We start from the raw sequence: 26,362 nt of genomic DNA, 5'->3' as shown, positions 1-26,362 counted from the left end.
GAACTTGGATAATGCCGTTAAATTCCTTAGCAAGCTGTTAACCATAATGGGCTCAGTCTGTTTTTGCGCGATGAAAATGTTCACCGGGCAAGCGCTGCAAAGCGCCTTTCAGGCAGCGCAAGACATGAGGGTGTCGTGAGATGGAAAATGTCGTGGAGCTGAAAAGCTACTCTTGTTCAAGCAAGGTTTCGAAACGCGCAAACACCGCAGGGCTTGATGGTCAGGTATTGGCGTTTACTGGAGTGCGTTATGACCGAACTGCTGCCGAGGGAAAAAAGGTTGGGGGGAGTTCAGCGGTTCAAGATGTGCCGTCGGATTCTGGCAACGAATAGCGACTGCACTGGGCTTCATTGAGAAATTTCTGGACCGCTGGAGCACGCGCTGCGTTGTCTTGCAGCGCACGGATGAGAATAAAACCTTCTTGCAGATCCGACTCGATCAAGACCGCCCGCTCGGTGTCCTCCGGTGGATTTTTGCGTAACTGTGCCATCTGCACCGGATTGACCACGATCATGTAAAGTTGCCGTCCGATGGCCGTGCGGTCGTTGAAGCTGTAGAAGTTGCGGCCCCGCCTGTCGAACAATGCAACGGACCAGAATGGAAGGTTTCCAGCTGCTTCCACTACAAGCGGACTTTCCGAAAGATCAAACCGACAAGCGGCCACGCCAAAACTTGGGTCTGCCAGCGGCAGTTCGCTGGTCTTGTCCAAACCGGGGCGTGCTACGACTGAAAATTCCCAAGGCTCGCCCTTGCTGGCAAGTTTCGCCCAAGCGTCGCGCTCGGCGTAAGACGGGATGAGAAGGACGACCAAAATGTGAACAATGCCCGCCAGAACAAGCGCCAGTGTTGTGCCGTATATAAGGCGTCTCATTGTTGGCACCCCATCAGCCGAATGATTGGCATTTCGGGGTCGACGATGCCGCCTGATGCTGTGACGGGTGAATCGTAAAGGCGAAACACCAGTTCAAACGGGCCATCGCCTGAAGTCTGCAACCAATTGCCCGCAGCCAGTTGCGGGCCAACGGTAATGGAGAAACGGCCAGATTGGTCACGCACGATATTGCGCGAAACAAGGCTGGCAGCATTTCCCAACCCGTTGCCAACGGCTGAGCCATCATTACGGTGTGCCGCTAGGGTCCAAAGCCGCGCATTGGGCGTTGAACCTTGTAAGAGATAACTGCACTTGAGATTAAGTGGCTCACCGGTTTCGTCGGTCCGGCCATGAAACGCGATGCCTTCGGCCGCACCCAACGGGACTTCGCCATCGGCAGCAACTTTGGCTTTCGTATAAGGGTCCGCATCGCGGCTACCTGCTTGCGGCCATGCTGTCCACTGCCCGATTTTCAACGCGCCGAAGCCGAGATTATTTTCAATAGAGAGCTTGGAAAGAAGGCCGCCTAGCACAAGGCCAGCGACCATAATAACCGCGATATCAACGAACAAACGCATAGGGTTAAACAGGTTTTCGCTGCGGCTCGAAGAGGCCATTAGTTCTGGTCGGTATTGGGGGCTTGTGTTGCCGATTGCCGTGCCAGCGTTTGCGCCTTCAACGGTGGTGCTTGGCGTAATTCCAATTCCAGTCGGCGCAGAATGTCTGCGGTTTCTTTTGGCAGCGGTTTTTGACGAATGACAACGAGTTGCGGAGCATCATCAGGGTTCGCGGCAGGCGCAGGTCTATCGGTGCTTGGCTTTTCGGGCTCCACAAAGGGCAGGGGGCGAATGTCGATGTTTTGGTGAGCGTACGTCATGAACCGGTTCCACGTCATCGCGGGAAGGCGACCACCTGTCAGCCGGTTTGTGGCCTGGTTGTTGTCATTGCCGAACCAGACTGCTGCGGTGTAGTTGCCCGTGTAACCAACGAACCAAGCATCGCGATATGACTGAGTGGTGCCTGTCTTGCCCGCGGTTTTGATGCCCGCCAGTTTCGCACGGCGCGCTGTGCCCCATTCTGGCACTTGAGACAGCATAATGTTCATGCCTTCGGTGGCTTTTTCTGAAAGCACGCGCTTAGGCTTCGGTGCTTGTTTAGCAAAATCGTAGAGCACTTTGCCGGCAGAGTCGGTGATTTGCAAAATGGTGTGGCGGTTTGTTTGCATCCCGCCCGACATGAACACTCCATAGCCAGTCGCTTGGTCCATCACCGTCATATCCGACGTGCCAAGCGGCATGGCCGGCTCGGCAGTGATTGGAGATTCCACGCCCATATCGGCCATCAGCCGGACGATCTTGCCTCGGCCAAGCTGGTGGGCAATTCGCACTGGAACGGTGTTGATGGACTTGACCAAGGCGGTTGTCATATCCACCCGCCCAAACACGCGTCCGTTGTAGTTACGCGGCGTCCAACCCCGAATGGTTACGGAACCGCCGTTGACCCGCGTGGTCGGCGAATAACCGTTGTCCATCGCGATGGCGTAGACGTAGGGCTTGATGCTGGAACCCGGTTGGCGACGGCCATTGGTGGCACGGTTGTATTGGCTTTCACCATAGTCGCGACCACCGACAATGGCGCGCACGGCCCCACCGTTTTCAATCACCACCATTGCGGACTGGTTGGCACGAAACTCGCGACCGTATTGACGAAGATGGTATTGCACTGCCTCATCAGCCGCTTGTTGAAGGCTAGGGTCCAACGTCGTTTTTGCAATCAGAGTGTTGGTGGGGAACCCGATGGCCAAATCTTTGACCTGCTCAAATGCGTAGTCGAGGAAATAGTCTGGACTGTCGATTTTCGCACGCTCCACCACTGAAGCTGGTTTACGCCGTGCTATGATGACCTGACCTTCGGTCATGAAATCAGCTTGCACCATGTTGGTGAGCACTTCGTTTGCGCGGGCGCGGGCTGCAGGCAGGTTCAAATGGGGCGCATATTTCGAAGGCGCCTTGTAGAGCCCGGCCAGCATCGCGCCTTCGGCCAGGTCGACATCCTTGATGTTCTTCCCAAAATAAAACTCCGCCGCAGCCGCCGCGCCAATCGTGCCTCCGCCCATATAGGTGCGGTCAAGATAGGTTTTCAGAATCTCTTTTTTCGTCAGATTGTATTCAAGCCAGAGCGCCAAAAACGCTTCCTTGATCTTTCGTTCAAGTGAGCGCTCGTTGGTCAAGAACAGGTTCTTGGCCAATTGCTGAGTGATTGTGGAGCCACCCTGAACAACCGAATTGGCACGGGCATTTTCGATCATGGCGCGAACGAGACCAAAAAAGTCGATGCCGATATGTTCAAAGAAGCGCCGGTCCTCGGTTGCAAGAACGGCCTTCACAAAGTGGTCGGGCAGGGCATCAACGGCTTCAGCGTCATTATGCAGAACGCCGCGACGACCGATCTCGTTTCCAAAACGGTCAAGAAAAAGCACGGAATATTCCTGCTGAGAGCGCCAGTTTTTCTCGGTTTCCTCAAAAGCAGGTTTCGCCAACGCCAGCAGCAGCATTAAACCCACAAAACCAAGCGTCAGCCCCTCGCAGGCCACTTCAGTTAAAACACGTTTGAAACCTTTGACGCGAAAACGTCTGAAAAAAATCGTGAGCGACTCCCACATTTCCCCACCGCTGTTTTTGAAGCGATAAAGCGCGTCATCAATCGTCGAATCGAACGACAAAAGCCAATTCGAACCGTTCCAGCGTTTCTTCGGGGCAAAAGGATCGCGCATGGGGCTAAATATGGGTTTCCAGCTTTGCGATGACCTGAGGCGTAGCCATCGGCTTTGTCTTCCAAGGGTGGACTGTTTCGGACTCTGCGCCCATTACTCCAACATTATCACGAATGGGGCAAGTTAAAGGACACGATGACCGTTCAAAAAGATAAAAGCGGTGAAGTTCCTTTCTGGAAGCGGAAAACGCTGAGAGAGATGACTTTGCCTGAATGGGAATCGCTGTGCGACGGCTGCGGTAAATGCTGCCTTAATAAGCTGGAAGACTGGGATACGGGCGAAATTCATTTCACCAACGTTGCGTGCACCCTATTTGATGACAAAACCTGCCGTTGCAAAGACTATGACGACCGTTTTGCCACGGTGCCGGATTGCATCAAACTGACACCAGAAGATCTGCATACCTATTCTTGGCTGCCGGACACTTGTGCCTACCGAATTTTAGATGAGGGCCGAGAGCTTCAGCATTGGCACCCATTGGTAAGCGGCGACCCCCAAAGCGTTCACAAAGCCGGCATCAGCGTGCGTGGTCGTACGATTTCTGAGGACGGAATGACGCCGGAAGACTGGGAAGATCATCTCGTCGATTGGCTCGGTGAACCGGTAATGCGAAAATAGTCATTGAAGAACAACGGCTTCGCAGAATAGTGCAAAAATAGGAATATTGTCCTTGACTGCGAACCGGTCAAAGTGTAGCCTGTGGGCACAATCGGAGAAATGGGCCAACGCAACCCGCACTCCTCCTCCTCCTTCATTTGAAAGAACTGCCGATGCCTCTTTCCATAGAGCGCAGCGCTGTCGCTCGCACTTTGTTTGAGCGCTTCGCGGTGCCGCACACTTTGATCGCTGCTGTTGCCGGATGGAAAGAAGACAGCGTGCGCAGGCTGAGCAAGCAGCAAGGCTGGCGGGCCGCGCAGGGCATTCCAGCGCTCAAGGCGCACTTTTCAGACGCCTATCAGCGGCTTCTAAAGCGCATTGATAATGAGCGCGATGGCTTCACCGAACTTGAAAAAGCGGCCCGTACGATGATCGCTATGAGCAAAACGCTTGAATCTCTTGCTGCTGTCGAAACCAAAATGCCGGAGCTTGAGACAGGGCAGGCATCGCCTATGCCTCGCATCACAGCAATATCTGATCCGGCAACACCACAGAAAGTGACGCTAGATGCCGACAACATTCAGCGATTCAATGCTGAACTTGAAGCTCTTGTTGCGAAAATTGAACAAGAAGAAGCAGCTTCACAGGATTGAACCGATTGTCCGCAAGAAAGGTTTGCGGCTGCCCCTTGGGGATTGGCCGCTGGTCGCCAGGCCGGAGCAATTGCCGCCCCATTGGTCGCAGAATTGGGCCACGTGGTTGCTCATAGGCGGCCGTGGTTCGGGCAAGACGCGGGCCGGGGCAGAATGGGTCAGAGCGATGGCATCTGGCCACAATCACTTCGCGCCAAAGCCTGTGCGCCGCATCGCTTTGGTTGGCGAAACCTATGCCGATGGCCGCGAAGTGATGATCGAAGGAGAAAGCGGAATTTTGGCTTTGTGTAGAGATGACGAGCGGCCAGTATGGACCAGCTCGCGCCGCCGTTTGGAATGGCCTAACGGCGCCATTGCGCAGGTATTCTCTTCTGAAGACCCTGACGCTCTGCGCGGTCCGCAATTCGATGTGGCCTGGTGTGACGAGGTTGGCAAATGGCGAAACGCGCAGGAGACATGGGACATGTTGCAATTCTCAGTGCGATTGGGCGCGCGCCCTTGCCAGTGTGTGACAACCACACCGCGCACCACACCTTTGATGAAGAAGCTTCTGGCTGATGAGACAACGCACAGCGTGCGGATGATGACGAGAGATAACCGCGAGAACCTTGCCCCTGGATTCTATGCTGCCATCACGAACGCCTATGAAGGCACCCGCTTGGGGCGACAAGAACTTGATGGAGAGATGATTGAGGACCGCGCGAATGCCCTTTGGAACAGAGGATTGATTGAAGGTCACAGAATCAAGGCACAACCCGTACTGCGCCGCATTGTGGTGGCTGTTGACCCGCCCGTGACCGGGAAAGTGACTTCGGACGCTTGCGGCATGGTCGTAGCGGGCAGGGGCGATGATGACCGCGCCTATGTTCTGGCGGACAGGACACTCAACGCTGTCTCGCCCTCTGCCTGGGGTGACGCGACGGCGATGCTGGCCAAAACCTATGGCGCTGACCGGGTGGTCATCGAGACAAATCAGGGCGGCGACATGGCCGAAAGCGTGTTGCGCCAGAGCGACCCGATGATGCCCATTCGGCAGGTGAAAGCCAATCGCGGCAAGTGGCTGCGAGCAGAGCCGGTGGCTCATCTCTATGAACGCGGGCTTGTCTCGCATGTGGGCCACCACCCGCAATTGGAAGACGAGATGTGCGATTTTGGCCTTGATGGCCTTTCGTCAAACGCCTCGCCGGACCGGCTCGACGCGCTGGTCTGGGCGCTGAGCGACTTGATGCTGAACGATAATCCTGCACCGCGTGTGCGGAGCCTGTAGAGCCGAAACAGAACTGGAAAACTGATGAAAAATCCCATGCGCTGGTTCACGCCGGCTCAATCAAACGCGTCCGAAATCATCTCGGTCCCAACAGAGCAAAAGGCAGCGCCGCTGGCCTCCATGTTTGCGATTTCGGGGCAGGGTCAAGCGGTTTGGTCGCCTGATGATTACGCATCGCTTGCGCGCAACGGATTTATGAAAAATCCTGTCGTCCACCGCTGCGTTCGTCTGATCGCGGAGACCGCGGCCGCGATCCCGCTGCTGGCTTATCAAGACGCTCAGGAATTGGACGAACATCCAATCCTGAAGCTGCTCTCTCGGCCCAATTCCAACCAAAGTGGAACGGAGTTTCTCGAAGCACTTATCGGCCAATTGCTGGTTGGCGGTAATGCCTATGTCGAGATGATTGCCATCGAAGACGAGCCGCGCGAACTTTATGCTTTACGCCCTGATAGGGTGAAGGTGCTGGCCGATCGGCAAGGTTGGGTGGAGGGGTACGAATACAGCTCCACACGGGGCAAAACACGCTTGATGGTAGATGTGGTAGGTCGCTCGCCCGTGCTTCATCTGACGTTGTTTAACCCACTCGATGATCACTATGGATTTGCGCATCTTCGCGCCGCGCTGATGGCGCTCGATATGCACAATTCCGCTAATGCTTGGAATAAGGCGCTGCTCGACAATTCCGCCCGCCCATCAGGAGCGCTGGTCTATTCGGGCAAAGAGGGGACGAACCTCACAGACGATCAATTCGACCGCCTTAAGCAGGAACTGGAGGCTGGATATACAGGTTCCCGCAATGCAGGACGGCCGATGTTGCTGGAAGGTGGATTGGACTGGAAAGCGATGGGCTACAGCCCGCGCGATATGGACTTCATTGACGCCCGAAACGGCGCTGCCCGTGACATTGCGCTCGCGTTTGGTGTGCCGCCCATGCTGCTCGGCATTCCCGGCGACAACACCTATTCCAACTACCAAGAGGCCAACCGCGCCTTTGCCCGCCAGACGGTGCTGCCGCTGATCCGGCGCACGGTGGATGCGATGGGGAATTGGTTGGCTCAGCGATATGAGGAGCCGGTGCGCCTCGCCATCGACGATGACCGCGTCGAAGGCTTGAGCGCTGAACGCGATGCGCTTTGGAAAAGGTTGGCGGCAGCGGAGTTTCTCGATGACGACGAGAAGCGAGAGGCTCTCGGCTATTCGCCCCGCCAGCCTGCTCGAAGCGGAGGCGGTGCCTGATGCTGCCGCGCCCTATGACCATGCTTCACGACGCAGCTCCTGCACTGATGTTGGCCAAGATATTTGGAGCGGTTGCTGGTTCGCTGGTTTCACTCGCCTACATCTTGCCGCGCAACCGACGTGAGGCTGCCCTCCGGTTCACAGTGGGTACCGTTTGCGGCTTTGCGCTTGGCATTCCGGCTGGGCTGAAAGCGGCTGATGCGCTCGGCATTCTCGACCGCCTTACCATCGTTGAAGTCTCGCTGATGGGCTCCATGCTGGCCAGCCTCTGCGCTTGGTGGGGCTTGGGCGTGCTGCACCGAATGAGCGAATGGCTGCCGTTTTACTTCGAAACGATCTTCCAGCGCGGCAAGCCCACCCAATCGAAAAAGGATCAGTGATTTGAACACCGAACTGCAAAACCGCGCTTACGAGACCAAACGCATCGCCATGACAATCGACACGACCCAAAAGGATGGGACGTTTAGTGGCTATGCGAGCCTCTTCGGTAAGGTGGATCTGGGCAAGGACAGGGTTGAGGCGGGCGCTTTTGCCGCCTCGCTGCGCACCAAGGGTGCTAGCGACATCCGCATGTTGTTCCAGCATGACCCGTCCGACCCAATCGGTGTGTGGCAGGAAATTCGCGAAGACGAACGCGGCCTTTACGTGAAGGGTAAGATCGCCGACAGCAGCGCGCGCGGCGCCGAAGTGCTGGCATTGATGCGCTCCGGCGCAATTGACGGGCTCTCGATTGGCTTTCGCACTGTTCGGTCGCGCCTCGACCGCAAAACGGGCATCCGCTCCATCCTTCAGGCTGATCTTTGGGAAGTCTCAATTGTGACATTCCCCATGCTGCCGCAGGCCCGTGTGATGCAGCTTAAAAACAACTCGCAATCCACCTCGCGTCTGCCATCGCTGCGCGAATTTGAACGCTGGCTCACGCAGGACGCTGGGCTGAGCCGAGGGCAGGCCCGAACGGTCATCCGCAAAGGTTTCGCCCAACTTGAAGGCACGCAAGACGCTGCCGCCAATTCCTCCGTCTCGGCGGAAGCCGAACGAAAGTTGCGGGCGCGTCTGCGCCTCGCAGCTAAACATTTCCAACAGGAGTCTCAATGACACAGCAAACCCACACCGACCTGGAAACCAAAATGGCGTCCAGCCTCGACGTCGTCGAAGCATTCGATGACTTTATGAACGCCTTTGAAGGCTTCAAGGAAGCCAACGACGAGCGCCTAACTCAAATCGAAAAGCGCATGACCAGCGATGTTATCACCGAAGAAAAGGTGAGCCGCATTAACAAGGCGATGGATGAGCAAAAGCGCCATCTCGATGCGCTCGTTTTGAAGAACCAACGGCCCTCATTGGGTGGCTCAGTCATCACTGGTCCGGCGCAAATGGAACACAAAGAAGGTTTCGACGCCTATATCCGTTCCGGAAACGACCACGGCTTGCGCCAGCTTGAAGAGAAGGCGCTGTCGATAGGTTCAGACCCAGACGGCGGTTATCTTGTGCCGCAGCAGATTTCTGCGGAAGTCGGCAAGCGTCTCGCGAACTTGTCGCCAATTCGGTCTATCGCCACGGTGCGTGAAGTCTCAACCGCGATGTTCAAAAAGCCCTTCGCACAAACCGGTCCCGCTGTCGGCTGGGTGGGCGAAAGCGCCATCCGCCCGGAAACGGCCACACCATCACTGGCTGAACTGCAATTCCCAACGATGGAACTCTACGCCATGCCAGCAGCGACTTCGTCTTTGCTGGAAGACAGTGCGGTCGATATCGAAATGTGGTTGGCTGAAGAGGTTGAAGCTGCTTTCGCTGAGCAGGAAAGTGCCGCCTTTATCAACGGTGACGGCGTTAACAAACCGTCCGGTTTTCTGACGGCACCAACAGTGGATGAAGGCTCCTGGTCTTGGGGCAATCTCGGCACGATTGCGACTGGCTCCGATGGCGCATTCGCAGACAGCGATGTTCTCATCGATACGGTCTACGCGCTGAAAGCGGGCTACCGCCAAAACGCGTCATGGGTGATGAACCGCAAGACGCAGGCCAAATTGCGCAAGCTGAAAGACGCGGACGGCAATTATCTGTGGCAAGCGCCAGCCACGGCAGATGCCCGCGCCCGCCTGATGGGTTTTGCCGTGGTCGAGGCCGAGGACATGCCGGACATTGCGACAGATGAAACGTCGATTGCCTTTGGTGATTTCCGCCGTGGTTATCTGGTTGTCGACCGCACCGGTGTGAGCGTCCTGCGCGATCCGTACTCCGCCAAACCTTACGTCATGTTCTACACCACCAAGCGCATTGGCGGTGGCATTCAGGACTTTGACGCGATCAAGCTCGTGAAATTCGGCGCCGCGTAAGCGTTTCCTCCCTCACGCATCACGCTGCCGAAGAGCGGCCCCGTCTCAAACACCGAGGCGGGGCCGTTTTCGTTTCACCCAATACCTCGAAGGGAGGACAACATGACCACTGCTCTCATCACTCCAGCGGCGCTGGAGCCATTGACGATTGCCGAAATCAAAACCCATCTGCGCATCGATCATGACCACGAAGACACGCTGCTTGCGCAAACGCTGGAAGCCGCGCGTGCCTATGTAGAATTTGCTAGCGGCACCAAACTCATCACCCAGCTTTGGCGTCAATACGAAAATTGTTTCCCGTCTGATCGGCGGGTGAAATTGCGCATCCAGCCGTTCCAATCTGTCGATACGGTGACCGTGTTTGACCACGAGGGAACGCCCACAATCCTCGCCCCTGCTGACTATGCCGTCCGGCGCGATGGGGATGCCGTCATCATCGAATTCGCCGCAAGCCTTGCCGACGACTTGGCTGTGAACGGACTGGAAGTGGATTGCGTGTTCGGCTTTGGCGATCTGGGCATCGATGTGCCTCCCGCTTTGCGCCGCGCCATCCTGCTGCTGGTCGCCCATTGGTACGAATTCCGTGGAGCTATCTCGCCGCAAGACCAGCCGGTCTCTTTGCCACCCGGCTTTGATGCTCTGATGGCACCGTTCAATCGGGTGCGCCTGTGATGAAGCGGAGCTTGTTTGACCCCGGCCAGATGAACCACCGCATTACGCTTCAAGCACCGCTGGAAACGCCGGATGGTTGTGGGGGCGTGGATGTTGTGTGGAACGATGTGGCGCAAGTCTGGGCAGCCTTCGAACCCATTTCTGTGCAGAGGCCGGAAGAAGCACAGCAGATTGAGGAATATGCTCTGCACCGTGTTTCTGTTCGATTTCGAACTGATGTGGGCACCGGCTGGCGCGTGATCTTGGGTGAGCGATCATTTGAGATATTGAGCGTGATCGACCCCGATGAACGCGGCGCTTACCTAAGCCTGCGTAAGCGGCAGGTGGGCCGATGAGCTTTCGCATCAAAAGCGGCCTCTCCAACCTCGCCAGCGCCATTCGCCGCCGCATTTCCAGAACGTCGATAAAGGCCCGCCTCGAAAAACGGGCGAATGATATCGCCGCACGCTTTGAGCGCGAGACGGACGAAACCCGTTTCCGAGGCGTTCGCACGGGCGGCGGGTTGGAACTTGTCGGCACCGATCAACCGACACTTAGGGAGCCTGCACCATGAGCCTTTCGCCATTGGAAGACCTGCATCAAGGCATTTTCAAAACGCTCAGCCAGTCACCCGAACTGACGGACCTTTTGGGTGGCGTGAAAGTCTATGACCGACTGCCCGACCGCGCCAAGCCGCCTTATCTCGTTATTGGCGATATGACCGCGACCGACTGGAGCACGGCGACCGAGCCCGGGGAGGTGATAAGTTTCACCCTTCATGTTTGGTCACGGGCGCCAGATCGGCAGCAATGTCATGGACTGGTGGATGCTGTGAAGGCCTTGTTGCACGAAGGGCAGATCGCACTCACTGACCATCATCTTATCAATCTGCGCTGTCTGTTCAGCGAAGTTTCCCGCGATGTTTCTGGCAGGGTTCTGCACGGACTCATCCGCTTCCGCGCTGTCACCGAACCGCGCGCTTAATCAAAAAATCAAACTCTATGGAGGCACCATCATGGTTGCTCAAAAAGGCAAAGACCTTCTGCTGAAGGTCGATTCCGACGGCTCCGGCACGTACACCACAGTCGCAGGAATGCGTTCACGCCGTATGGCGTTCAACGCAGAGACGGTAGACGCGACGGATTTTGAAAGCGCGGGTCGCTGGCGCGAACTGCTTGGCGGCGCTGCGGTGCAGAAGGCATCCGTGTCCGGCAGCGGTATCTTTAAAGACGCTGTCTCCGATGAAGCGATGCGGGCGCTCTTTTTCGCAGGCGTTATTGCTGATTGGCAATTGGTGATCCCGGATTTCGGCACAATGAGCGGCCCATTCCAAATAACCGCGCTTGAATATTCAGGCGATCACGACGGGGAGGTGACGTTTGAGCTTTCGCTTGAATCCGCCGGTGCGCTAACCTTCACGGGTGCGAACTGATGGTGAACCGTCATCGAGGCGAGGTTGAAGCAATTCTTGATGGAAAGGCGTATGCGCTTTGCCTAACCCTGGGAGCGCTTGCTGAACTCGAGGCGCTGTTTGGCGCAAAATCGCTCTCTGATCTGGTATCGCAGCTATCTTCGCAAAGCCTCACGGCCCAGCAATTGCGTTCCATTATCGGCTGCGGCCTGCGCGGTGCGGGACATACGTTTACCGACGCAGAAGTTGCCGAAATGCAGTGCGAAGGGGGAGCCGCTGGTTATGCCCGAATTGCGGCGGAATTGCTTGGCGCAACCTTTTCGGCGACCGCCGAAGAATGATCAAGCAAGAGGACGATTGGCACACTCTAATGGCCTTTGGTCTGGGTGTGCTGCGGCTTTCTTCGCAGGATTTTTGGTTGATGACTTTGCGCGAAATCACTGCCGCCGCTTCAGCGGTCAATCCGCAGCGCGTGCCCCCACTCAGTCGGGCTTGGCTGAAAGAGGCGATGCGCGCCAATCCCGATAAAAAACACACTGAAAGGAATAAGCTGTGAGCCGCACCGAAGAACCGATCATTATTCCGCTGGAGGCTGATTTTTCTGGTTTCCAATCTGCAATGGGCGAACTGGAAAATTCCAGCAAACGCTTTGCCAGCGCATTTTCATCTTCGTTCAGGACCGCCATTCGAACGGGTCAATCGTTTGACGATACCCTGAAATCGCTCGCGTTACGGCTCTCGGATATTGCGCTGCAAACCGGCGTAAAGCCGCTGGAGAACGCCGTCAGTGGCTTGCTGCAAACGGCGGTTTCGTCGTTGACCAATAGCGTCGTTGGCGGCGGCGGTGCTGGTGGTTTTGATGTCGGTGGTGCGATTGCATCCGTCTTCGGGGCCACTCAAACCGCCAATGTCGCAAGAACGGCGTTGCCCACTTTCGCAGGGCCCACGTCGGTCAAATCTGTGCAGCCCACAAGCTCACCAGCACCAAACGTGACGTTCAATATTTCTACGCCTGATGTTCAGGGTTTCCAGAAGTCTCAGACGCAAATTTCAACTCTGTTGGCCCGAACGGTCAGCCGCAGCAGACGGGGGGCATGAATCGAAAATGACAGAGATTTCTGACTTTCACGACGTTGCGTTCCCCAGCGATATTGCATTCGGTGCCCAACGAACCGTTACCCGTGCCACCGAAATCGTAACGCTCGGCTCTGGCCGTGAGCACCGTAACCAACGTTGGCGACACTCGCGCAGACGTTATGACGCCGGGTTCGGCATCAAATCGCTGGAAGACTTGCGGACAGTGGTCGCATTCTATGAGGCGCGGCGCGGCGCTCAAAGCGGATTTCGCTTAAAGGATCCATTCGATTGGCGCAGCCGCGATGGTGACGGCGCGATAGGACTTGAAGATCAACCCTTGGGTCTTGGAGACGGCGCGAAGACAGAATTTTCATTGGTGAAAGCCTATGGCGGCGGCGACGATGCCTACCGGAGGCCGATACATCTGCCGGTCGCTGGTTCTGTGATGGTTGGTATTGATGGCATTGGAAAAACGGAAAACTCGGACTTTTTGGTCGATTATCAAACCGGTACGGTGACCTTCTCCGTGCCTCCCCAGCCGGGCGCTATGCTCACAGCCGGCTTTGAATACGACGTTCCAGTGCGGTTTGCCGATGATGAGTTGAGCGTTAGTTTGTCGGCGTTCAATGCCGGAGATATTCCATCTGTGCCTTTGTTGGAGGTGACGCTGTGAGAACGCTTCCCGAGGGTTTGCTTTTTCATCTGCAGCGCACCTGCACCACGCTGGCAAACTGTTGGATTTTGACCCGCAGTGACGGCACGAAACTTGGCTTCACGGACCATGATGAGGCCTTGGAAATCGAAGCCGTTACGTGCAAGCCGGAAAGCGGGTTGCAACCAACGCAGGCCGTCAGCCAACTCGGTTTTGCGGCTGACAATGTTGATGTTGCCGGTGCGCTTTCAGACAGTTCGATCAGCGAGCGCGATGTTGAAGCCGGCAAGTACGACGATGCCCGTGTTGCGGTTTGGTTGGTCAATTGGCAATCGCCCGATGAGCGGGTCTTACTGCGCAATATGGTAATTGGCGAAGTTACCCGTGAAGACCAACTATTTCGCGCAGAACTGCGCGGCTTTACCGCTTTGCTCGACAAAGTGCAGGGCCGAACATACGGACGAAACTGCGACGCGGATCTGGGGGATGCGCGGTGCTTGATTGACCTTGATCAGCCGGAATTCTCGGTTGAAGGCACAGTGAATTCAGTGACGGAGCAGGGCACAATATCCACCAATGCGATGGTTGATTTTGCGAGAGGCTGGTTTTCCGGCGGCACCATCGAATGGCGCTCCGGTGCAAATGTTGGAACACGTCAGCGTATCGCTAGCAGTTTGGAACCTTCGGCGGACAAATTACGCCTCTGGGACTTGCCGCCGGAGCCAATCGCACCAGGCGATGGCTTCGAACTGGTCGCGGGGTGTGACAAGCGCTTCACGACTTGCAAAGCGAAGTTCGCAAATCATCTGAATTTCCGAGGTTTTCCGCACATGCCTGGCAATGATTTTGCCATGAACTATGCCGCCAATGGCAACGACCACGACGGTTCGCCGCTCATTCCGTAAGCGGGCGATAATCAAACTCTAGGACACATTATGAGCAACAGCTTTGACGCTGCGTTAGTGGTTTCCACTGCGCGCAAATGGATCGGCACGCCTTATTTGCACCAAGGAGCGGCCAAAGGCATCGGCTGCGATTGCATTGGCCTGGTGCGCGGTGTTTGGGCAGAGCTGGGCGGTGCGGTGCCTGCTGGGTCAGTCAATTACGCGAGCTCGTGGTCGGAAATTGATCGCAACGAAACACTGCTCTCAGCGCTCGGACAATATCTTCATCAAGCCGATATCCAAGATGATGAAACCGGGATGATCGTAGCCTTTAGAATACGTGCTGGAGCAGCGGCAAAGCACGTTGCGATACTGACCGGCCAAGACACTTTCATTCACGCCTATCAGGGCAACCATGTGGTCGAAAATGCGCTCTCGCCATTTTGGCGTCGGCGGATTGCCGGTCGTTTCACCTTTCACAGACAGAAAGCCTAGGTCATGGCAACAATCATCCTGCAAACGGTCGGCGCGACTGTCGGCACGACACTCGGCGGGCCCATTGGTGGCGCTATCGGTAGTGCGTTGGGAGCGGCGGCGGGCAGTGCAATCGACCAAAGCCTGTTTGGTGCTGGCGCTCAGAATGTCGACGGCCCCAGGCTCGACAGCGTTCGCTATTTAAGCTCCGGCGAAGGCAATGCTATTGCGCGCCTCTATGGCACAAGCCGTATTGCTGGCGAGATCATCTGGACAACCCGTTTTGAAGAGGTGATTTCGAAAAAGAAGGTGGGCGGCGGCAAGGGTGGTCCACCTAAATCAACCGTCACCGAATACAGCTATTATGCAAATTTTGCGGTGGCTCTTTGCGAAGGTGAAATCGGTGGCATCGGCCAAGTCTGGGCTGACGGCACGCGAATCAATCAAAGCAACCTGACGCTACGGGTATATCGTGGCACTGAAGATCAAATGCCGGACGCCTTGATCGAAACCAAGCAAGGCGCTGGTAGCGCGCCAGCTTATCGCGGCACCGCCTATGTGGTCTTTGAGAATTTCGCGCTGGAAGAATACGGCAACCGCATCCCGCAAATTTCCATTGAGGTTATCAAGCCCATCGGTGATCTGGAGCGCACGATCAAGGCAGTCAACCTCATTCCCGGTGCCAGTGAATTTGCTTATGACACTCAGCCCGTAATCGAAGAAAGTGGCAAGCTGAGCAGCATCGCTCTCAATGTGCATCAAAGCGAAGCGGAAAGCGATTTTCTCGCCTCGCTCGATATGTTGCAGGCGACATGCCCCAACCTCGAACAAGTCTCACTGGTGGTCGCTTGGTTTGGAAATGATCTTCGCGCAGGCCAATGCACCATCCGCCCGAAGGTTGAAGTTGGCAGCCGTAAATTGGCAGTGGGTGAAGACTGGGATTGTGCCGGATTGACCCGCCAAGAGGCCGAACTTGTCAGCCGCATCGACGGCCGTCCCGCTTTAGGGGGGACACCTTCTGACCGCTCGGTTCTGCGTGCGATCAAGGAAATTAAGTCGAGAGGGCTGCGCGTTGCCATCACTCCATTCCTGATGATGGACATTCCTGCCAACAATGGTCTTTCGGATCCCTATGGTGAAAACGAGCAGGGTGCATATCCGTGGCGGGGGCGTATTACCGGTTCGTTAGGGCCAGACACCGCGCAAACCAGCAACCGAAATGAAATCGCCAGCTTTGTCGGCGGTGTAACCCAAACGGCTGGCTGGAATTACCGACGCATGATTTTGCACTATGCGAAACTGGCGCAAACCGCAGGGGGCGTTGACCAGTTTTTGATCGGATCAGAAATGCCCGGTCTCACATCGTTGCGCGATACTGATGACACCTTTCCATTCGTCGAAGCACTAATTCAACTGGCAGATGACGCGCGAACTTTGCTTGGCCCAAACTGCCTGATCAGCTACGCAGCAGATTGGACGGAATATTTCCATTATCGCCCAAACGATGGGTCTGGCGATTTGTTCTACAATCTCGACCCGCTCTGGGCGTCGGCAAATATCGACGCTGTTGCGATCGATGTATACTTCCCTCTTAGCGATCATCGGCAGGGTGGCGAACCGTCCTCGCAGGGGCGAGCATCCAACGATCCCAACGCCCTACTTTCCAACATCGAAGCAGGGGAGGGCTATGACTGGTTCTACGCCAGCGAAGGGGACAGAGAGGCAGGCGTTCGAAGCCTCATCACCGATGGTGCAGCACAGAAGCCTTGGGTCTATCGTTTCAAGGACATTCGGAATTGGGCGTCAAATCAGCATTTTGATCGCCGGGGCGGAATCGAAATCTCAACTCCAAGCCCATGGCAGCCTTTGTCGAAGCCGATCATTTTTGCCGAACTCGGCGCACCAGCGGTTCACAATGCTGCGACCCGACCAAATGTTTTCGCTGATTCAAAGTCATCGGAGAATGGACTGCCCTATTTCACCAACGGCGGGCGCGACGACCTCGCACAAGCTGCCTACCTCGATGCGTTCTTGAAATATTGGGACGGCGAACACAGCAAGTATAACGACGGCACCAATCCGTCTTTGCCTTCCGGCCTTGGTGCGCTGATCGATATGTCACGATGCCAAATATGGGCATGGGATGCGCGCCCATATCCTGCTTTTCCGCAACAAACCGACGTTTGGTCGGATGGTGAAAATTGGCAGCGCGGGCATTGGTTGAACGGCAGGCTTGGCCGACTTCGGATCGCTGATCTCATTGAAATCTTGTTGTTGGAAGCGGGCTTTTCAGCGGTCGATACAAGCCAAGTCTATGGAATGGTCGACGGTTTCATTTTGGCAGAACAGGCTTCTGCTCGCCGATCATTGGAAGCGTTGATCGACCTGTTTCAAATCACTGTTTTAGAGCAAGACGGCACGCTTGTTTTCCGCTCGCCGGGAACAGACCCGATTACAACGCTTTCGATGGATGAAGTTGTTTTCACTGACGACAAACCCACAACCATACGTAACCGCATGCAAGCTGATGATGTTGCCGCTTCGGTATCGCTCATCCACATGGATCGTGGACGCGATTATCAAAGCGCGGAGACGAGCGTCGATACCGCGTTTGGCGGATTGAAAAACCGTCAAAGCATCAACCTCCCAATCGCGACCGAAGGTTCGGAATTAGTTCCTGAATTGGAAAGTTGGCTTGCTGCCAAAGTCACCGCTCGCGATACGATACAGTTCAACCTATCGCGCAAGCATACCAAGTTAGCAGTTGGCGATCTGGTCCGGTTTGAAGATTTGCAGACAGAGCGCATCTGGCAGTTGACCGAAATTAATGAAGGCGCATCGCTGGAGTGCTCTGCTGTTAGTGTGCGTCCACAGCAAACCTTACCGCAAACGTCCGCGCTGCTGACTACGGTGACGCCGAACCCTGCACTGGGGCGTCTGGCTGTCGTTTTCCTAGATTTACCAAATCTGCCTTTCAGCGATATTTCCCAGGCTAACCGTATCGCAATATCCGCGCTGCCTTGGCGCAATGCGGCCAACGTATACATTGCCAGGGACAGCGGCGTCTTCGAATTCCAACAAAGCGTGCCTGCACCCGCAACGGTAGGGGAATTGCGGCAAGTCCTGCCTGCGTCGAGTGTGTCCAGCCGCTGGCTGCGTGAAGCGAGTATCGAAGTTCAGTTGTTCAACGGCGAGCTATCTTCAAGCACGGAACTTGGCGTTCTCAACGGCGCAAACGCCATTGCTGTGGGGAACAACGAGACTGGCTGGGAAATCATCCAGTTCCTCCATGCAGTGTCGAAGGGCAATGGAATTTGGGAGTTAAGCGGCCTATTACGCGGCCAATCCGGCACTGAAGACATTGCGGGGTTGGGTTACGCGCAGGGCACTCAAATTGTCGTCTTGGACGCGGCTGTCGAGCCATTGGTAGGAAGCGACAAATACTTGGGTCGAGCATTGGCTTGGTCCATCGGCCCTGCGGGCGTGCCGCTCGATTCTCCAAACTCTGTTGAAGCGATTTTCGAACCCGGCACGCGCCATCTTCTGCCGCTTGGCCCTGTCCGTCTTCGGGCGAAGCAAGAGGTCAATGGCGCACTCAACATAAAATGGGTCCGTCGCGACCGGGCAAGTGGCGACGATTGGCAGTTTGTCGAGATCCCAATGAGCGAGGCGTCCGAGATCTATTTGGTGACGCTGCAAGCGGGTCCACTGGTTCACGAATGGAGCGCAATCAAACCCGAACTCACGATTGCTGAGAGCGAGCTTTTTGCGCTCTTTGGCTCAGGCGCAAGCATAATCAGCATCTCTGTCTCACAAGTTAGCGAACGTGTTGGGGCAGGGATAGCGACACGCATTTCATCTTCAATCCAACTGTAAGGAACATTCAATGTCAGATTCAAAACCTTGGTATTTTTCGAAAACCATCTGGGCTTCTCTTATCGCTGTTGCTGCGTCTATCGGCTCTGCGTTTGGCATCGATATTGATGATCAATCACGCGAGGAAATCACTAACATTGTGCTGCAAGCCGTGATGGTGGCTGGATCAATCTTCGCGATCTTTGGTCGCTTCGTTGCCAACACGCGCATTGACTGATGGCGTTGTGGTTAGCGCTCGGTCATGTACTTCAATTGCTGCGACAGGTATTCGGCTTGTTTGCCGAGCACCGCAAACGCACGCTGGCCAATGAGCAAGCGCGAGGGGAGGCAGCGCGGCGCACTTTGGACGCTCTCACTAAGGCAAAGCGAGCTCGTCTTGGTGAGCGTGATCTGCTCCGCATTCGCCCTGAGCGCTTGCACGAGGACGATACCTATCGCCGCCAATGAATCGCTGTGCCTTTCGTTTGAGCCGATCACCTGGTCGCGCACTGACAGCAGCAGGACGTTAAAGCAAATTCGCGAGCACAACGCTGTTTGGAAGGCGTTGTGCTCGCGTAGATAGGCTACTATTCCGTTCATTTGTCGTTCAGGCAGAAACTGCTAAACCACGGTCATGATCAAGATTTTCTCATGCATGGCTCTTGCTGCCAGTCTGCTCTTCGCGCCAGCCAGTCTCGGTTTTGAGCCTGCGCATGCACAAAGCTGCAGTGCGCGCGCTGCCAGTGTTGCAGCAAGTCGTGGTGGGCAGGTTTTGTCCGCTTCAGCTCAAGGCAATAAGTGCCGCATTACTTTGCTCGTCCGCTCTCCCAACAAACCACCAAAACGTGTAACGGTTGTGGTGTCGAAATAGGGCTGGAGCCGCACAATGCGCATTCTCGTCGTTGAAGATGATAAGGATCTAAACCGCCAGCTCGAAGAGAGCTTGCTGAACGCTGGTTATGTGGTCGACAAAGCATTCGATGGTGAAGAGGGTCATTTTCTTGGCGACACAGAACCGTATGACGCCGTCATTCTGGATATTGGTCTGCCGCATATGGACGGCATCAGTGTGCTGGAGAAATGGCGCTCTGAGGGCCGTGACATGCCGGTTTTGATGCTGACCGCCCGCGACCGCTGGAGCGATAAAGTGGCTGGTATAGACGCCGGCGCCGATGACTACGTGGCAAAACCGTTCCACACAGAAGAGGTTTTGGCCCGGCTACGTGCCCTTATTCGCAGGGCAGCTGGTCACGCATCGTCAGAAATTGAGATCGGTCCCGTTCGCCTCGATACCCGTCAATCTCGGGTCACGATGGACGGTACGGCGGTAAAACTCACATCCCATGAATATCGCTTGTTGGCCTATTTGATGACCCACAAGGGTGAAATCGTTTCGCGCACCGAGTTGATTGAACATCTCTACGATCAAGACTTTGATCGTGACTCCAATACGATTGAAGTCTTTGTAGGCCGTCTGCGAAAAAAACTTCATTCTGATGTGATCGAAACCGTTCGCGGGCTCGGCTATCGGGTCGCTTGATCCGTGGATAAGCACGTTTTGCCTAAGCAAACACTGTTCCGTCGTTCGCTTTCTGCCCGTCTGCTTATGATAATCGCGCTTTGGACACTGCTCGCGCTGGTGACCACTGGGATTCTACTGTCCACATTCTTTCGCCAAAACGCCGAGCGGAACTTCGATGACTTGCTCTTGGCCCACGCCTACAATTTGATTGGCGCGATTGAACTTGCACCCGATGGAACCGTTCGTGGAATGCCAAATCTGGGTGATCCGCGGTTTTTGACACCCTTATCTGGCTGGTCGTGGGTGGTGGCTACGGCGGACGATCCGGCGCAACCGCTTCTGTTTTCTGCTTCTCTCGCTGGCGATCGAATAGAGGTGCCGGACACAGCGGCTATTCCGTTTTCCGATCAGTTTCAGCGCACCTATGAAATCGAGAGCGCCGGGACGACTACAAAACGTCTGGAGGCACAACTCTTTCTCGGTGATGGCGAAACGCTTTATCAGGTGATGGTTTCTGGTAGCCGCGATGGAATTGACGAGGCGACTGCCCAGTTTTCGCATCAGGTCGTTTTGTTTTTCAGCTTGTTTGGATTGGGAACAATTGTCGCTACAGCCGTTGCCATCCGTTTTGGCCTCAAACCGTTGGACGATGCGCGCGAACAACTCAACAAAGTCAGAGAAGGGGAGCAGGAAAGTCTTTCCGGGGGGTATCCAAAAGAGATTGCACCTCTGATTGGTGAGATCAACGCTCTCATTTCAAGCAACCGTAAGGTAACGGAGAGAGCGCGGCTTCAAGTGGGCAACCTGGCCCACGCTTTGAAAACACCTTTGGCTGTCATTAAAAATGAGGCTTCGCGTGGTGAGAAAACGCCTTCGGGCCTCGTGAGCGAACAGGCGCAGATAATGCAGAACCAGATTGATGCATATCTTAGTCGCGCGCGAATTTCGGCTCAAATGGGAACCATTCACGCTAAATGCGAGGCACAACCCGTTGCAGAACGGCTTATGCGGGTGATGCGAAAACTGGCTCCAACCCTAAAATTCGAAGAAGACGTGCAGCCCGCTCTTCAACTGGCACTAGAGAAGCAAGACTTTGAGGAAGTGCTCGGCAACCTGCTGGAAAATGCTTCTCACTACGCAAAGTCCAAAATTAGAATTCAGGCAAAGGCCATGCCGCCAATAAAGGGCGAAAGGGCCACCGCCTTGCTGCAAATTGACGATGACGGGCCGGGGGTTGAGCCAGAGCAATTCGCCAATATTTTGCAGCGCGGCAAGCGTCTGGACGAAAGCCTTCCGGGAACTGGATTGGGTCTCTCGATCGTCAACGACATCGTTGAGGAATATGGTGGCTCGCTGGAACTTGATCGATCAGAGTTGGGTGGGCTAAAAATTGCCATTATTTTGCCAGCCTTTAAGAGCAAGACACTTGCGTCCTGAGGCGCAGTGTTTAAGTCCATATTCGATGACGTTCGACACCAAAATTGTCCGCTGTATGATTGCGCTGTGCTCCGGATTGGCGCTGGGCGCCTGCACGTTTGGCAATGCGTCAACCAAAGCATCTCTCGCGCCTGCGGCTGTTGCGCCGCCATCCGCTTTGGCGTTCTCCACAAGCGAGGTTTTACGCGACAAGCTCTCAAACCGCGCCAAGTCCGCGCTCTCTGCTGCCGAAGCGCAGGCATTGAATTACGGCCAGCCAGGCCAGACCATTGATTGGAAAAGCACCCGCAATGACGCCTCTGGCAGCGTTGTTGCCTATCAACCCTTCAGAGTTGGTGATTCCAACTGTCGCCGTTTTGTTCACAACGTTAATGCAGGCGCAGACAAGCTGGAAACAAGTGGTACGGCTTGCCGTCACAGCGATGCAGTATGGACGCTGGTTCAGTGATCCCAAGCGCAATCAAAAGTGTCGCGTTGAAAATTCTGCTGCGGCGCAACAGATAGCGATCATGTTTGAAGCAATCGCCCTTATGATGTGCGCTATCGCTGTCGCAATGGTTATCTACCCGCTTTCAAAAAAGGCGGAGGTAGCCGAGCGCAGCGACGAAGAAATATTTCTGCGGGGGCAGATGGATGACATCGACGCCCGCATCGACGCGGCCACTGGCGACACTTCAGTATTGCAAGAAGAACGCGCCGAGATCGGTCGGCGGCTGCTACGAGCCGTAAACAAGGGAGACAGCCGCGTTGAACCAAAGCCCGTTGGGCGCGGTGGGCTCACGGTCGTATCTGTCCTGAGCATTCTGATCATTCCCGTTGCCTCTGCTGCGATATATTTCACTCAAGGCGCACCGGGCACGCCAGACGCTCCGCTTTCGGCACGTTTGGGAGCAGGAGAATTAGGGGAACTGCCGATTGAGCAATTGGTGGCACGTGCTGAAGATCAGCTGAAGACCAATCCAGACGATCTGCGTGGTTGGAAAGTGCTGGAGCGCGTTTACGCAAGAATGGGGCGCCGATCCGATCAGCAAAACGCGCTTGTGCAAATTATCCGACTTGATGGGGAAACCGCCGACCGTCTGGCTCTGCTAGCGGAACTGCGGGCAAGCGAAATCGACAACATCATAACTACGCAGGGAAAAGAGCTGTTGCTGCGCGCTCGGGCGTTAGAGCCTGACAACATCCGCGCAAACTTCATGCTGGCAATTGCCGCGGAACAAGAGGGCGATTTTCCTGCCGCCATTGCAGGTTTCGAAAGCCTGCTGGCGCGTGCGGAAAAAGGGTCAGCACTTGAGCCAGTCCTCACCGAGCGTATCGCGCGATTGCGTCAGCAGGCTAATTTGCCGGCCGCACCCGGTATGCCCAAGCTCGACGCAGAAACCGTTGAGCAAACAGCTCAAATGCCACAGGCCGACCGCTCGCAGTTCATTCGTTCAATGGTCGATCGATTGGCCGCTCGGCTTGATGAAGCACCACAGGATGGAGACGGTTGGCAGCGGCTGATCAATGCCCAACTTGTGCTAAAGGACTTTGACGCGGCAAGTGCGTCGCTGGACCGCGCCCGTAAATTGTTTTCAAATGATACAGAACTTCTGACGAAGCTAAACGTTCTCGATACGAGATTAAAAACGGAACGGGCTGAGAACCAATAGGGAGCCGACTAGGGAGCCATGACCAGAAAACAAATGCGCCTAGCATGGATCGGCGCGATCGGACTTGTGCTGTCTGGCGCACTTGCGCTCACCATGTTCGCGCTGCGCGACGGCATTTCATTTGCTATGAGCCCCGCTGAGTTGAAGGCGGCTCAGGTGTCGCCCGGCCAGCGTGTGCGCTTGTTTGGCCTCGTCGAAGAAGGCTCCGTAAAGCGCGGTGAGGGCCTGAACGTTGCTTTCAACCTAAGCCTCGAAGGCGAAGAATTGACGGTGAATTTCAACAACGTCCTGCCAGACCTGTTCCGTGAAGGGCAGGGGATCATCGCGGAAGGCATGTTGGACCCATCCGGCCAGTTCACCGCAGATACAGTTCTCGCCAAACATGATGAAAACTACGTCCCTCGCGAATTTGCCGACAAGCTGAAAGAAGATGGCCTATGGCGTGGCAAGGAAGGTGACGGATGATTGTCGAACTCGGACATTTCGCGCTCATCCTTGCGCTCGCCCTATCGCTCGTTCAGGCAACTGTGCCTCTGATAGGAACAACCCGCCGCGACGGCAGGCTAATGGCCATTGCTGACTACACCAGCGTCGGCAGCTTCCTTTTCGTCGCTTTGTCCTTTGGTTGCCTCATGTGGGCTTATGCAGTCAGCGATTTCTCGGTGGTGAACGTTTGGGAGAATTCCCATTCGCAGAAACCGATGCTCTACAAACTCACGGGCACATGGGGAAACCATGAAGGGTCCATGCTGTTGTGGGTTCTCATTCTGGCCCTGTTCGCGGCCGCTGTCGGTGTGTTTGGCCATGATTTGCCACGAACTTTGCGCTCCAATGTTTTGGTGGTGCAAGGCTGGATGATGGCGACATTCACAGCGTTCGTGCTGTTCACATCCAACCCATTTTTACGCCGAGCGCCGAGCATTGAAGGACGTGATCTAAATCCGATTCTCCAAGACATCGGCCTCGCGATCCACCCGCCGTTGCTCTATCTCGGCTATGTGGGCTTCTCCATCACATTTGCATTTGCAGTCGCAGCTTTGATTGAAGGTCGCATCGACGCCATCTGGGCGCGGTGGGTGCGGCCTTGGGCCTTGACCGCCTGGGTTTTCCTAACAGCAGGTATCTCAATGGGCTCTTATTGGGCTTATTACGAGCTGGGTTGGGGCGGCTGGTGGTTCTGGGATCCTGTCGAAAACGCTTCACTTCTGCCGTGGCTCACAGGCACAGCGCTGCTCCATTCCGCTTTGGTGATGGAAAAGCGTGAGGCGTTGAAGATCTGGACCGTATTGCTGGCGATTCTTACTTTCTCTCTATCGCTTCTCGGTACATTTCTTGTTCGCTCCGGCGTACTCACCTCGGTGCACAGCTTTGCTACAGACCCATCGCGCGGATTGTTCATTCTTGTCCTGCTATGCGTATTCGTTGGCGGCTCGCTTGCTCTCTTCGCGTGGCGCGCCAATACGCTGCAGCAGGGAGGTTTGTTCGCGCCAATTTCGCGGGAAGGGGCGTTGGTATTCAACAACCTTATCCTGTGCACCTCTGCCGCTACGGTTCTCATCGGCACGCTGTATCCTTTGGCCTACGAAGCCGTAACAGGCGGTGATAAAATTTCGGTTGGCGCACCGTTCTTCAATTTGACATTCGGACCACTGATGCTGCCGCTGTTCGTGGCGCTACCATTTGGTGCGCTGCTGTCGTGGAAGCGTGGCGATCTCTATGGCGTGTCACAACGCCTGATGTTCGCATTCATTATCGGGCTTTTGGTGCTTGTTCTCGCTGGTGCCTTCATGCAGCCCGGACCGTGGCTTGCTCCTGTTGGCATTGGGTTGGCAGCATGGCTGATGATCGGTGCGTTCGCTGAAGTGGCACAGCGCATAGCGCTCTCAAAGTTCAACTTCTCAGTCTCATTCGCTCGTGCCGTTGGTCTGCCGCGGACGGTCTGGTCGACCGCTTTCGCTCATTTCGGCGTTGGCGTGACATTGCTGGGTGTTGTGATGGTGACGGCCTACGAAACCGAAAACGCAGCCGTTATGTCGAAGGGCGACACGTTGGCCCTTTCGGGATACGAAGTGCGGTTTGATGCACTTGAAGCGAGTGAACGCAATAATTTCCGTGAGCAAACGGCCACTTTCACGATCTTCAAAGACGGTGAGATCATCCAGACGGCTAATCCCTCCAAACGTTTCTATCCCGCGCGCCAAATGCCGACGACAGAGGCCTATATCGAGACATTCCTGTTCTCGCAGCTCTATTTAACGCTGTCAGAAGCCAACACCGTAACCGAGCAGGTTACACTGCGGCTTTGGTACAAACCGTTTGTTACGCTTATCTGGATTGGAACCTTATTTATGGTCTTTGGCGGGCTGATTTCACTCACTGAGCGCCGTCACCGGGTTGCTGCTGCGAGGCGGTCGAAACGGATGGAGGCTAAGCTGGCAAATGCCTAGAGGCCCGTTTTGTACTCTGCTTGCCTGCATCGGCCTTTTGGTGTCGGTCACACTTTCGCTCGCTGCGGATAATGTTCCCCTCAACGCCAATCAGGAGGCGCAAGCCAAAGACCTGTTTACAGAATTGCGCTGCGTGGTCTGTCAGAATCAGTCCATTGCTGATTCGGACGCGGAAGTGGCACGCGATCTGCGCCAGGTCGTGCGCGAGCAGATTGCTGGTGGTGCTACAAACAGCGAAGTGAAAAATTTCCTCGTCTCGCGCTATGGCGAATTTATTTTGTTGAAGCCAAGCTGGGCAGCACACACATTTGTGCTTTGGATCAGCCCGCTGCTTTTTTTGTTGTTCGGCCTCTATTGGATCTTGCGCAGCCGGACAACGAGTGCCGCTTCTGTTGCTCCACTAAGCTCGGACGAACAGCGCAAATTGGATGAATTGCTGAAAAAGCAGTGACGCGCAACATTACCAAGATTTAACGGCGGCGCCCTCAAAAGGCATAATTTACTCACCCATATGGTTCTCGACGGAAGCGCAAACATTTCGCTTCTTTGATTTTGAGACTTATG

Annotated in this window: 31 protein-coding genes; 27 read left to right on the top strand and 4 right to left on the bottom strand. The window is 55.4% G+C overall.

Annotated features, from left to right (window positions below):
- Positions 1–298 precede the first annotated feature (298 nt).
- From ACFQ14_RS05615 to ACFQ14_RS05605, 3 genes are read right to left on the bottom strand one after another with little or no spacing between them, the layout of a single operon-like run.
- Complete coding sequence (locus ACFQ14_RS05615; RefSeq protein ID WP_377211722.1) at positions 299–871, bottom strand: DUF1254 domain-containing protein; 573 nt, start codon at positions 869–871, stop codon at positions 299–301.
- Entirely contained in the window at positions 868–1,488 is a 621-nt protein-coding gene (locus tag ACFQ14_RS05610) for a DUF1214 domain-containing protein (protein WP_377211721.1), read from the bottom strand. Before ACFQ14_RS05610 ends, ACFQ14_RS05615 begins: the two co-directional genes overlap by 4 nt.
- The gene (locus ACFQ14_RS05605; protein WP_377211720.1) at positions 1,488–3,644 is read right to left on the bottom strand and encodes a transglycosylase domain-containing protein; all 2,157 of its coding nucleotides are present in this window, start codon (positions 3,642–3,644) and stop codon (positions 1,488–1,490) included. Before ACFQ14_RS05605 ends, ACFQ14_RS05610 begins: the two co-directional genes overlap by 1 nt.
- A 135-nt stretch (positions 3,645–3,779) precedes the next feature.
- Between ACFQ14_RS05605 and ACFQ14_RS05600 the strand changes: the two genes are divergently transcribed.
- The 20 genes from ACFQ14_RS05600 to ACFQ14_RS05505 all read left to right on the top strand — a co-directional run bounded on the left by ACFQ14_RS05600 (position 3,780) and on the right by ACFQ14_RS05505 (position 18,978).
- A complete protein-coding gene (locus tag ACFQ14_RS05600; RefSeq protein ID WP_377211719.1) occupies positions 3,780–4,262 on the top strand; it encodes a YcgN family cysteine cluster protein in 483 nt (160 codons plus the stop codon).
- A gap of 152 nt (positions 4,263–4,414) precedes the next feature.
- A complete protein-coding gene (locus ACFQ14_RS05595; RefSeq protein ID WP_377211718.1) occupies positions 4,415–4,894 on the top strand; it encodes a hypothetical protein in 480 nt (159 codons plus the stop codon).
- Positions 4,854–6,161 carry a DNA-packaging protein gene (locus ACFQ14_RS05590; RefSeq protein WP_377211717.1) on the top strand — a complete coding sequence of 436 codons (1,308 nt, stop codon included), beginning with the start codon at positions 4,854–4,856 and terminating at the stop codon, positions 6,159–6,161. The genes ACFQ14_RS05595 and ACFQ14_RS05590 overlap by 41 nt, the downstream gene beginning before the upstream one ends.
- Positions 6,162–6,197: 36 nt before the next feature.
- On the top strand, positions 6,198–7,400 hold the full coding sequence (locus tag ACFQ14_RS05585) for a phage portal protein (RefSeq protein ID WP_377212078.1): 1,203 nt from the start codon (positions 6,198–6,200) through the stop codon (positions 7,398–7,400).
- The gene (locus ACFQ14_RS05580) at positions 7,400–7,780 is read left to right on the top strand and encodes a DUF6107 family protein (protein ID WP_377211716.1); all 381 of its coding nucleotides are present in this window, start codon (positions 7,400–7,402) and stop codon (positions 7,778–7,780) included. The genes ACFQ14_RS05585 and ACFQ14_RS05580 overlap by 1 nt, the downstream gene beginning before the upstream one ends.
- Before the next feature lie 49 nt (positions 7,781–7,829).
- Entirely contained in the window at positions 7,830–8,495 is a 666-nt protein-coding gene (locus tag ACFQ14_RS05575) for an HK97 family phage prohead protease (RefSeq protein ID WP_377212077.1), read from the top strand.
- Positions 8,492–9,736: a phage major capsid protein gene (locus ACFQ14_RS05570; protein ID WP_377211715.1), complete on the top strand. Its 1,245-nt coding sequence runs from the start codon at positions 8,492–8,494 to the stop codon at positions 9,734–9,736. The genes ACFQ14_RS05575 and ACFQ14_RS05570 overlap by 4 nt, the downstream gene beginning before the upstream one ends.
- A 102-nt stretch (positions 9,737–9,838) precedes the next feature.
- Positions 9,839–10,408 (top strand): head-tail connector protein, encoded by a 570-nt coding sequence (locus ACFQ14_RS05565; RefSeq protein WP_377211714.1) that lies wholly within the window; start codon positions 9,839–9,841, stop codon positions 10,406–10,408.
- On the top strand, positions 10,408–10,743 hold the full coding sequence (locus ACFQ14_RS05560) for a phage head closure protein (RefSeq protein WP_377211713.1): 336 nt from the start codon (positions 10,408–10,410) through the stop codon (positions 10,741–10,743). Before ACFQ14_RS05565 ends, ACFQ14_RS05560 begins: the two co-directional genes overlap by 1 nt.
- Positions 10,740–10,961 carry a hypothetical protein gene (locus ACFQ14_RS05555; protein ID WP_377211712.1) on the top strand — a complete coding sequence of 74 codons (222 nt, stop codon included), beginning with the start codon at positions 10,740–10,742 and terminating at the stop codon, positions 10,959–10,961. Before ACFQ14_RS05560 ends, ACFQ14_RS05555 begins: the two co-directional genes overlap by 4 nt.
- Positions 10,958–11,371: a DUF3168 domain-containing protein gene (locus ACFQ14_RS05550; protein ID WP_377211711.1), complete on the top strand. Its 414-nt coding sequence runs from the start codon at positions 10,958–10,960 to the stop codon at positions 11,369–11,371. Before ACFQ14_RS05555 ends, ACFQ14_RS05550 begins: the two co-directional genes overlap by 4 nt.
- A gap of 31 nt (positions 11,372–11,402) precedes the next feature.
- Positions 11,403–11,819 (top strand): phage major tail protein, TP901-1 family, encoded by a 417-nt coding sequence (locus ACFQ14_RS05545; protein ID WP_377211710.1) that lies wholly within the window; start codon positions 11,403–11,405, stop codon positions 11,817–11,819.
- On the top strand, positions 11,819–12,139 hold the full coding sequence (locus ACFQ14_RS05540; protein WP_377211709.1) for a gene transfer agent family protein: 321 nt from the start codon (positions 11,819–11,821) through the stop codon (positions 12,137–12,139). Before ACFQ14_RS05545 ends, ACFQ14_RS05540 begins: the two co-directional genes overlap by 1 nt.
- Positions 12,136–12,354, top strand: coding sequence for a phage tail assembly chaperone (locus ACFQ14_RS05535; RefSeq protein WP_377211708.1), 219 nt, complete (start codon positions 12,136–12,138; stop codon positions 12,352–12,354). The genes ACFQ14_RS05540 and ACFQ14_RS05535 overlap by 4 nt, the downstream gene beginning before the upstream one ends.
- Positions 12,351–12,896: a phage tail tape measure protein gene (locus tag ACFQ14_RS05530; RefSeq protein ID WP_377211707.1), complete on the top strand. Its 546-nt coding sequence runs from the start codon at positions 12,351–12,353 to the stop codon at positions 12,894–12,896. The genes ACFQ14_RS05535 and ACFQ14_RS05530 overlap by 4 nt, the downstream gene beginning before the upstream one ends.
- A 7-nt stretch (positions 12,897–12,903) precedes the next feature.
- Positions 12,904–13,548 (top strand): phage distal tail protein, Rcc01695 family, encoded by a 645-nt coding sequence (locus ACFQ14_RS05525; RefSeq protein WP_377211706.1) that lies wholly within the window; start codon positions 12,904–12,906, stop codon positions 13,546–13,548.
- Complete coding sequence (locus ACFQ14_RS05520) at positions 13,545–14,432, top strand: DUF2163 domain-containing protein (protein WP_377211705.1); 888 nt, start codon at positions 13,545–13,547, stop codon at positions 14,430–14,432. Before ACFQ14_RS05525 ends, ACFQ14_RS05520 begins: the two co-directional genes overlap by 4 nt.
- Positions 14,433–14,462: 30 nt before the next feature.
- Positions 14,463–14,906, top strand: coding sequence for an NlpC/P60 family protein (locus ACFQ14_RS05515; protein WP_377211704.1), 444 nt, complete (start codon positions 14,463–14,465; stop codon positions 14,904–14,906).
- A gap of 3 nt (positions 14,907–14,909) precedes the next feature.
- Complete coding sequence (locus ACFQ14_RS05510) at positions 14,910–18,761, top strand: baseplate multidomain protein megatron (protein ID WP_377211703.1); 3,852 nt, start codon at positions 14,910–14,912, stop codon at positions 18,759–18,761.
- A 10-nt stretch (positions 18,762–18,771) separates the two neighbouring features.
- The gene (locus tag ACFQ14_RS05505) at positions 18,772–18,978 is read left to right on the top strand and encodes a hypothetical protein (protein WP_377211702.1); all 207 of its coding nucleotides are present in this window, start codon (positions 18,772–18,774) and stop codon (positions 18,976–18,978) included.
- An 11-nt stretch (positions 18,979–18,989) separates the two neighbouring features.
- On the opposite strand, the gene ACFQ14_RS05500 is transcribed toward ACFQ14_RS05505, so the two are convergent.
- A complete protein-coding gene (locus tag ACFQ14_RS05500; protein ID WP_377211701.1) occupies positions 18,990–19,340 on the bottom strand; it encodes a hypothetical protein in 351 nt (116 codons plus the stop codon).
- Between the two features lie 286 nt (positions 19,341–19,626).
- Here ACFQ14_RS05500 and ACFQ14_RS05495 point away from each other — a divergent pair, with 286 nt between their 5' ends.
- The 7 genes from ACFQ14_RS05495 to ACFQ14_RS05465 all read left to right on the top strand — a co-directional run bounded on the left by ACFQ14_RS05495 (position 19,627) and on the right by ACFQ14_RS05465 (position 26,249).
- Positions 19,627–20,280, top strand: a complete 654-nt coding sequence (locus tag ACFQ14_RS05495) for a response regulator transcription factor (RefSeq protein ID WP_377211700.1) — start codon at positions 19,627–19,629, stop codon at positions 20,278–20,280.
- An 18-nt stretch (positions 20,281–20,298) separates the two neighbouring features.
- Positions 20,299–21,699: an ATP-binding protein gene (locus ACFQ14_RS05490; RefSeq protein WP_377211699.1), complete on the top strand. Its 1,401-nt coding sequence runs from the start codon at positions 20,299–20,301 to the stop codon at positions 21,697–21,699.
- A 25-nt stretch (positions 21,700–21,724) separates the two neighbouring features.
- The gene (locus ACFQ14_RS05485) at positions 21,725–22,147 is read left to right on the top strand and encodes a hypothetical protein (RefSeq protein WP_377211698.1); all 423 of its coding nucleotides are present in this window, start codon (positions 21,725–21,727) and stop codon (positions 22,145–22,147) included.
- Between the two features lie 61 nt (positions 22,148–22,208).
- Positions 22,209–23,351: a c-type cytochrome biogenesis protein CcmI gene (gene ccmI / locus ACFQ14_RS05480; protein WP_377211697.1), complete on the top strand. Its 1,143-nt coding sequence runs from the start codon at positions 22,209–22,211 to the stop codon at positions 23,349–23,351.
- An 18-nt stretch (positions 23,352–23,369) separates the two neighbouring features.
- Positions 23,370–23,816 (top strand): cytochrome c maturation protein CcmE, encoded by a 447-nt coding sequence (gene ccmE / locus ACFQ14_RS05475; RefSeq protein WP_377211696.1) that lies wholly within the window; start codon positions 23,370–23,372, stop codon positions 23,814–23,816.
- A complete protein-coding gene (locus ACFQ14_RS05470) occupies positions 23,813–25,798 on the top strand; it encodes a heme lyase CcmF/NrfE family subunit (RefSeq protein ID WP_377211695.1) in 1,986 nt (661 codons plus the stop codon). The genes ccmE and ACFQ14_RS05470 overlap by 4 nt, the downstream gene beginning before the upstream one ends.
- A complete protein-coding gene (locus ACFQ14_RS05465; protein ID WP_377211694.1) occupies positions 25,791–26,249 on the top strand; it encodes a cytochrome c-type biogenesis protein in 459 nt (152 codons plus the stop codon). Before ACFQ14_RS05470 ends, ACFQ14_RS05465 begins: the two co-directional genes overlap by 8 nt.
- Positions 26,250–26,362 lie beyond the last annotated feature (113 nt).

The organism is Pseudahrensia aquimaris (assembly GCF_042676045.1).
In the GTDB taxonomy this organism is placed as follows: domain Bacteria; phylum Pseudomonadota; class Alphaproteobacteria; order Rhizobiales; family Rhizobiaceae; genus Pseudahrensia; species Pseudahrensia aquimaris.
The sequence above is the reverse complement of the archived record's forward strand: the minus strand, read 5'-3'. Positions and strand labels throughout refer to the sequence as shown.

Coding starts and splice junctions, on each gene's coding strand:
- ACFQ14_RS05615 (WP_377211722.1), bottom strand. CDS start 871: ATGAGACGCCTTATATACGGCACAACACTGGCGCTTGTTCTGGCGGGC.
- ACFQ14_RS05610 (WP_377211721.1), bottom strand. CDS start 1,488: ATGGCCTCTTCGAGCCGCAGCGAAAACCTGTTTAACCCTATGCGTTTG.
- ACFQ14_RS05605 (WP_377211720.1), bottom strand. CDS start 3,644: ATGCGCGATCCTTTTGCCCCGAAGAAACGCTGGAACGGTTCGAATTGG.
- ACFQ14_RS05600 (WP_377211719.1), top strand. CDS start 3,780: ATGACCGTTCAAAAAGATAAAAGCGGTGAAGTTCCTTTCTGGAAGCGG.
- ACFQ14_RS05595 (WP_377211718.1), top strand. CDS start 4,415: ATGCCTCTTTCCATAGAGCGCAGCGCTGTCGCTCGCACTTTGTTTGAG.
- ACFQ14_RS05585 (WP_377212078.1), top strand. CDS start 6,198: ATGCGCTGGTTCACGCCGGCTCAATCAAACGCGTCCGAAATCATCTCG.
- ACFQ14_RS05580 (WP_377211716.1), top strand. CDS start 7,400: ATGCTGCCGCGCCCTATGACCATGCTTCACGACGCAGCTCCTGCACTG.
- ACFQ14_RS05575 (WP_377212077.1), top strand. CDS start 7,830: ATGACAATCGACACGACCCAAAAGGATGGGACGTTTAGTGGCTATGCG.
- ACFQ14_RS05570 (WP_377211715.1), top strand. CDS start 8,492: ATGACACAGCAAACCCACACCGACCTGGAAACCAAAATGGCGTCCAGC.
- ACFQ14_RS05565 (WP_377211714.1), top strand. CDS start 9,839: ATGACCACTGCTCTCATCACTCCAGCGGCGCTGGAGCCATTGACGATT.
- ACFQ14_RS05560 (WP_377211713.1), top strand. CDS start 10,408: ATGAAGCGGAGCTTGTTTGACCCCGGCCAGATGAACCACCGCATTACG.
- ACFQ14_RS05555 (WP_377211712.1), top strand. CDS start 10,740: ATGAGCTTTCGCATCAAAAGCGGCCTCTCCAACCTCGCCAGCGCCATT.
- ACFQ14_RS05550 (WP_377211711.1), top strand. CDS start 10,958: ATGAGCCTTTCGCCATTGGAAGACCTGCATCAAGGCATTTTCAAAACG.
- ACFQ14_RS05545 (WP_377211710.1), top strand. CDS start 11,403: ATGGTTGCTCAAAAAGGCAAAGACCTTCTGCTGAAGGTCGATTCCGAC.
- ACFQ14_RS05540 (WP_377211709.1), top strand. CDS start 11,819: ATGGTGAACCGTCATCGAGGCGAGGTTGAAGCAATTCTTGATGGAAAG.
- ACFQ14_RS05535 (WP_377211708.1), top strand. CDS start 12,136: ATGATCAAGCAAGAGGACGATTGGCACACTCTAATGGCCTTTGGTCTG.
- ACFQ14_RS05525 (WP_377211706.1), top strand. CDS start 12,904: ATGACAGAGATTTCTGACTTTCACGACGTTGCGTTCCCCAGCGATATT.
- ACFQ14_RS05515 (WP_377211704.1), top strand. CDS start 14,463: ATGAGCAACAGCTTTGACGCTGCGTTAGTGGTTTCCACTGCGCGCAAA.
- ACFQ14_RS05510 (WP_377211703.1), top strand. CDS start 14,910: ATGGCAACAATCATCCTGCAAACGGTCGGCGCGACTGTCGGCACGACA.
- ACFQ14_RS05505 (WP_377211702.1), top strand. CDS start 18,772: ATGTCAGATTCAAAACCTTGGTATTTTTCGAAAACCATCTGGGCTTCT.
- ACFQ14_RS05500 (WP_377211701.1), bottom strand. CDS start 19,340: ATGAACGGAATAGTAGCCTATCTACGCGAGCACAACGCCTTCCAAACA.
- ACFQ14_RS05495 (WP_377211700.1), top strand. CDS start 19,627: ATGCGCATTCTCGTCGTTGAAGATGATAAGGATCTAAACCGCCAGCTC.
- ACFQ14_RS05485 (WP_377211698.1), top strand. CDS start 21,725: ATGACGTTCGACACCAAAATTGTCCGCTGTATGATTGCGCTGTGCTCC.
- ccmI (WP_377211697.1), top strand. CDS start 22,209: ATGTTTGAAGCAATCGCCCTTATGATGTGCGCTATCGCTGTCGCAATG.
- ccmE (WP_377211696.1), top strand. CDS start 23,370: ATGACCAGAAAACAAATGCGCCTAGCATGGATCGGCGCGATCGGACTT.
- ACFQ14_RS05470 (WP_377211695.1), top strand. CDS start 23,813: ATGATTGTCGAACTCGGACATTTCGCGCTCATCCTTGCGCTCGCCCTA.
- ACFQ14_RS05465 (WP_377211694.1), top strand. CDS start 25,791: ATGCCTAGAGGCCCGTTTTGTACTCTGCTTGCCTGCATCGGCCTTTTG.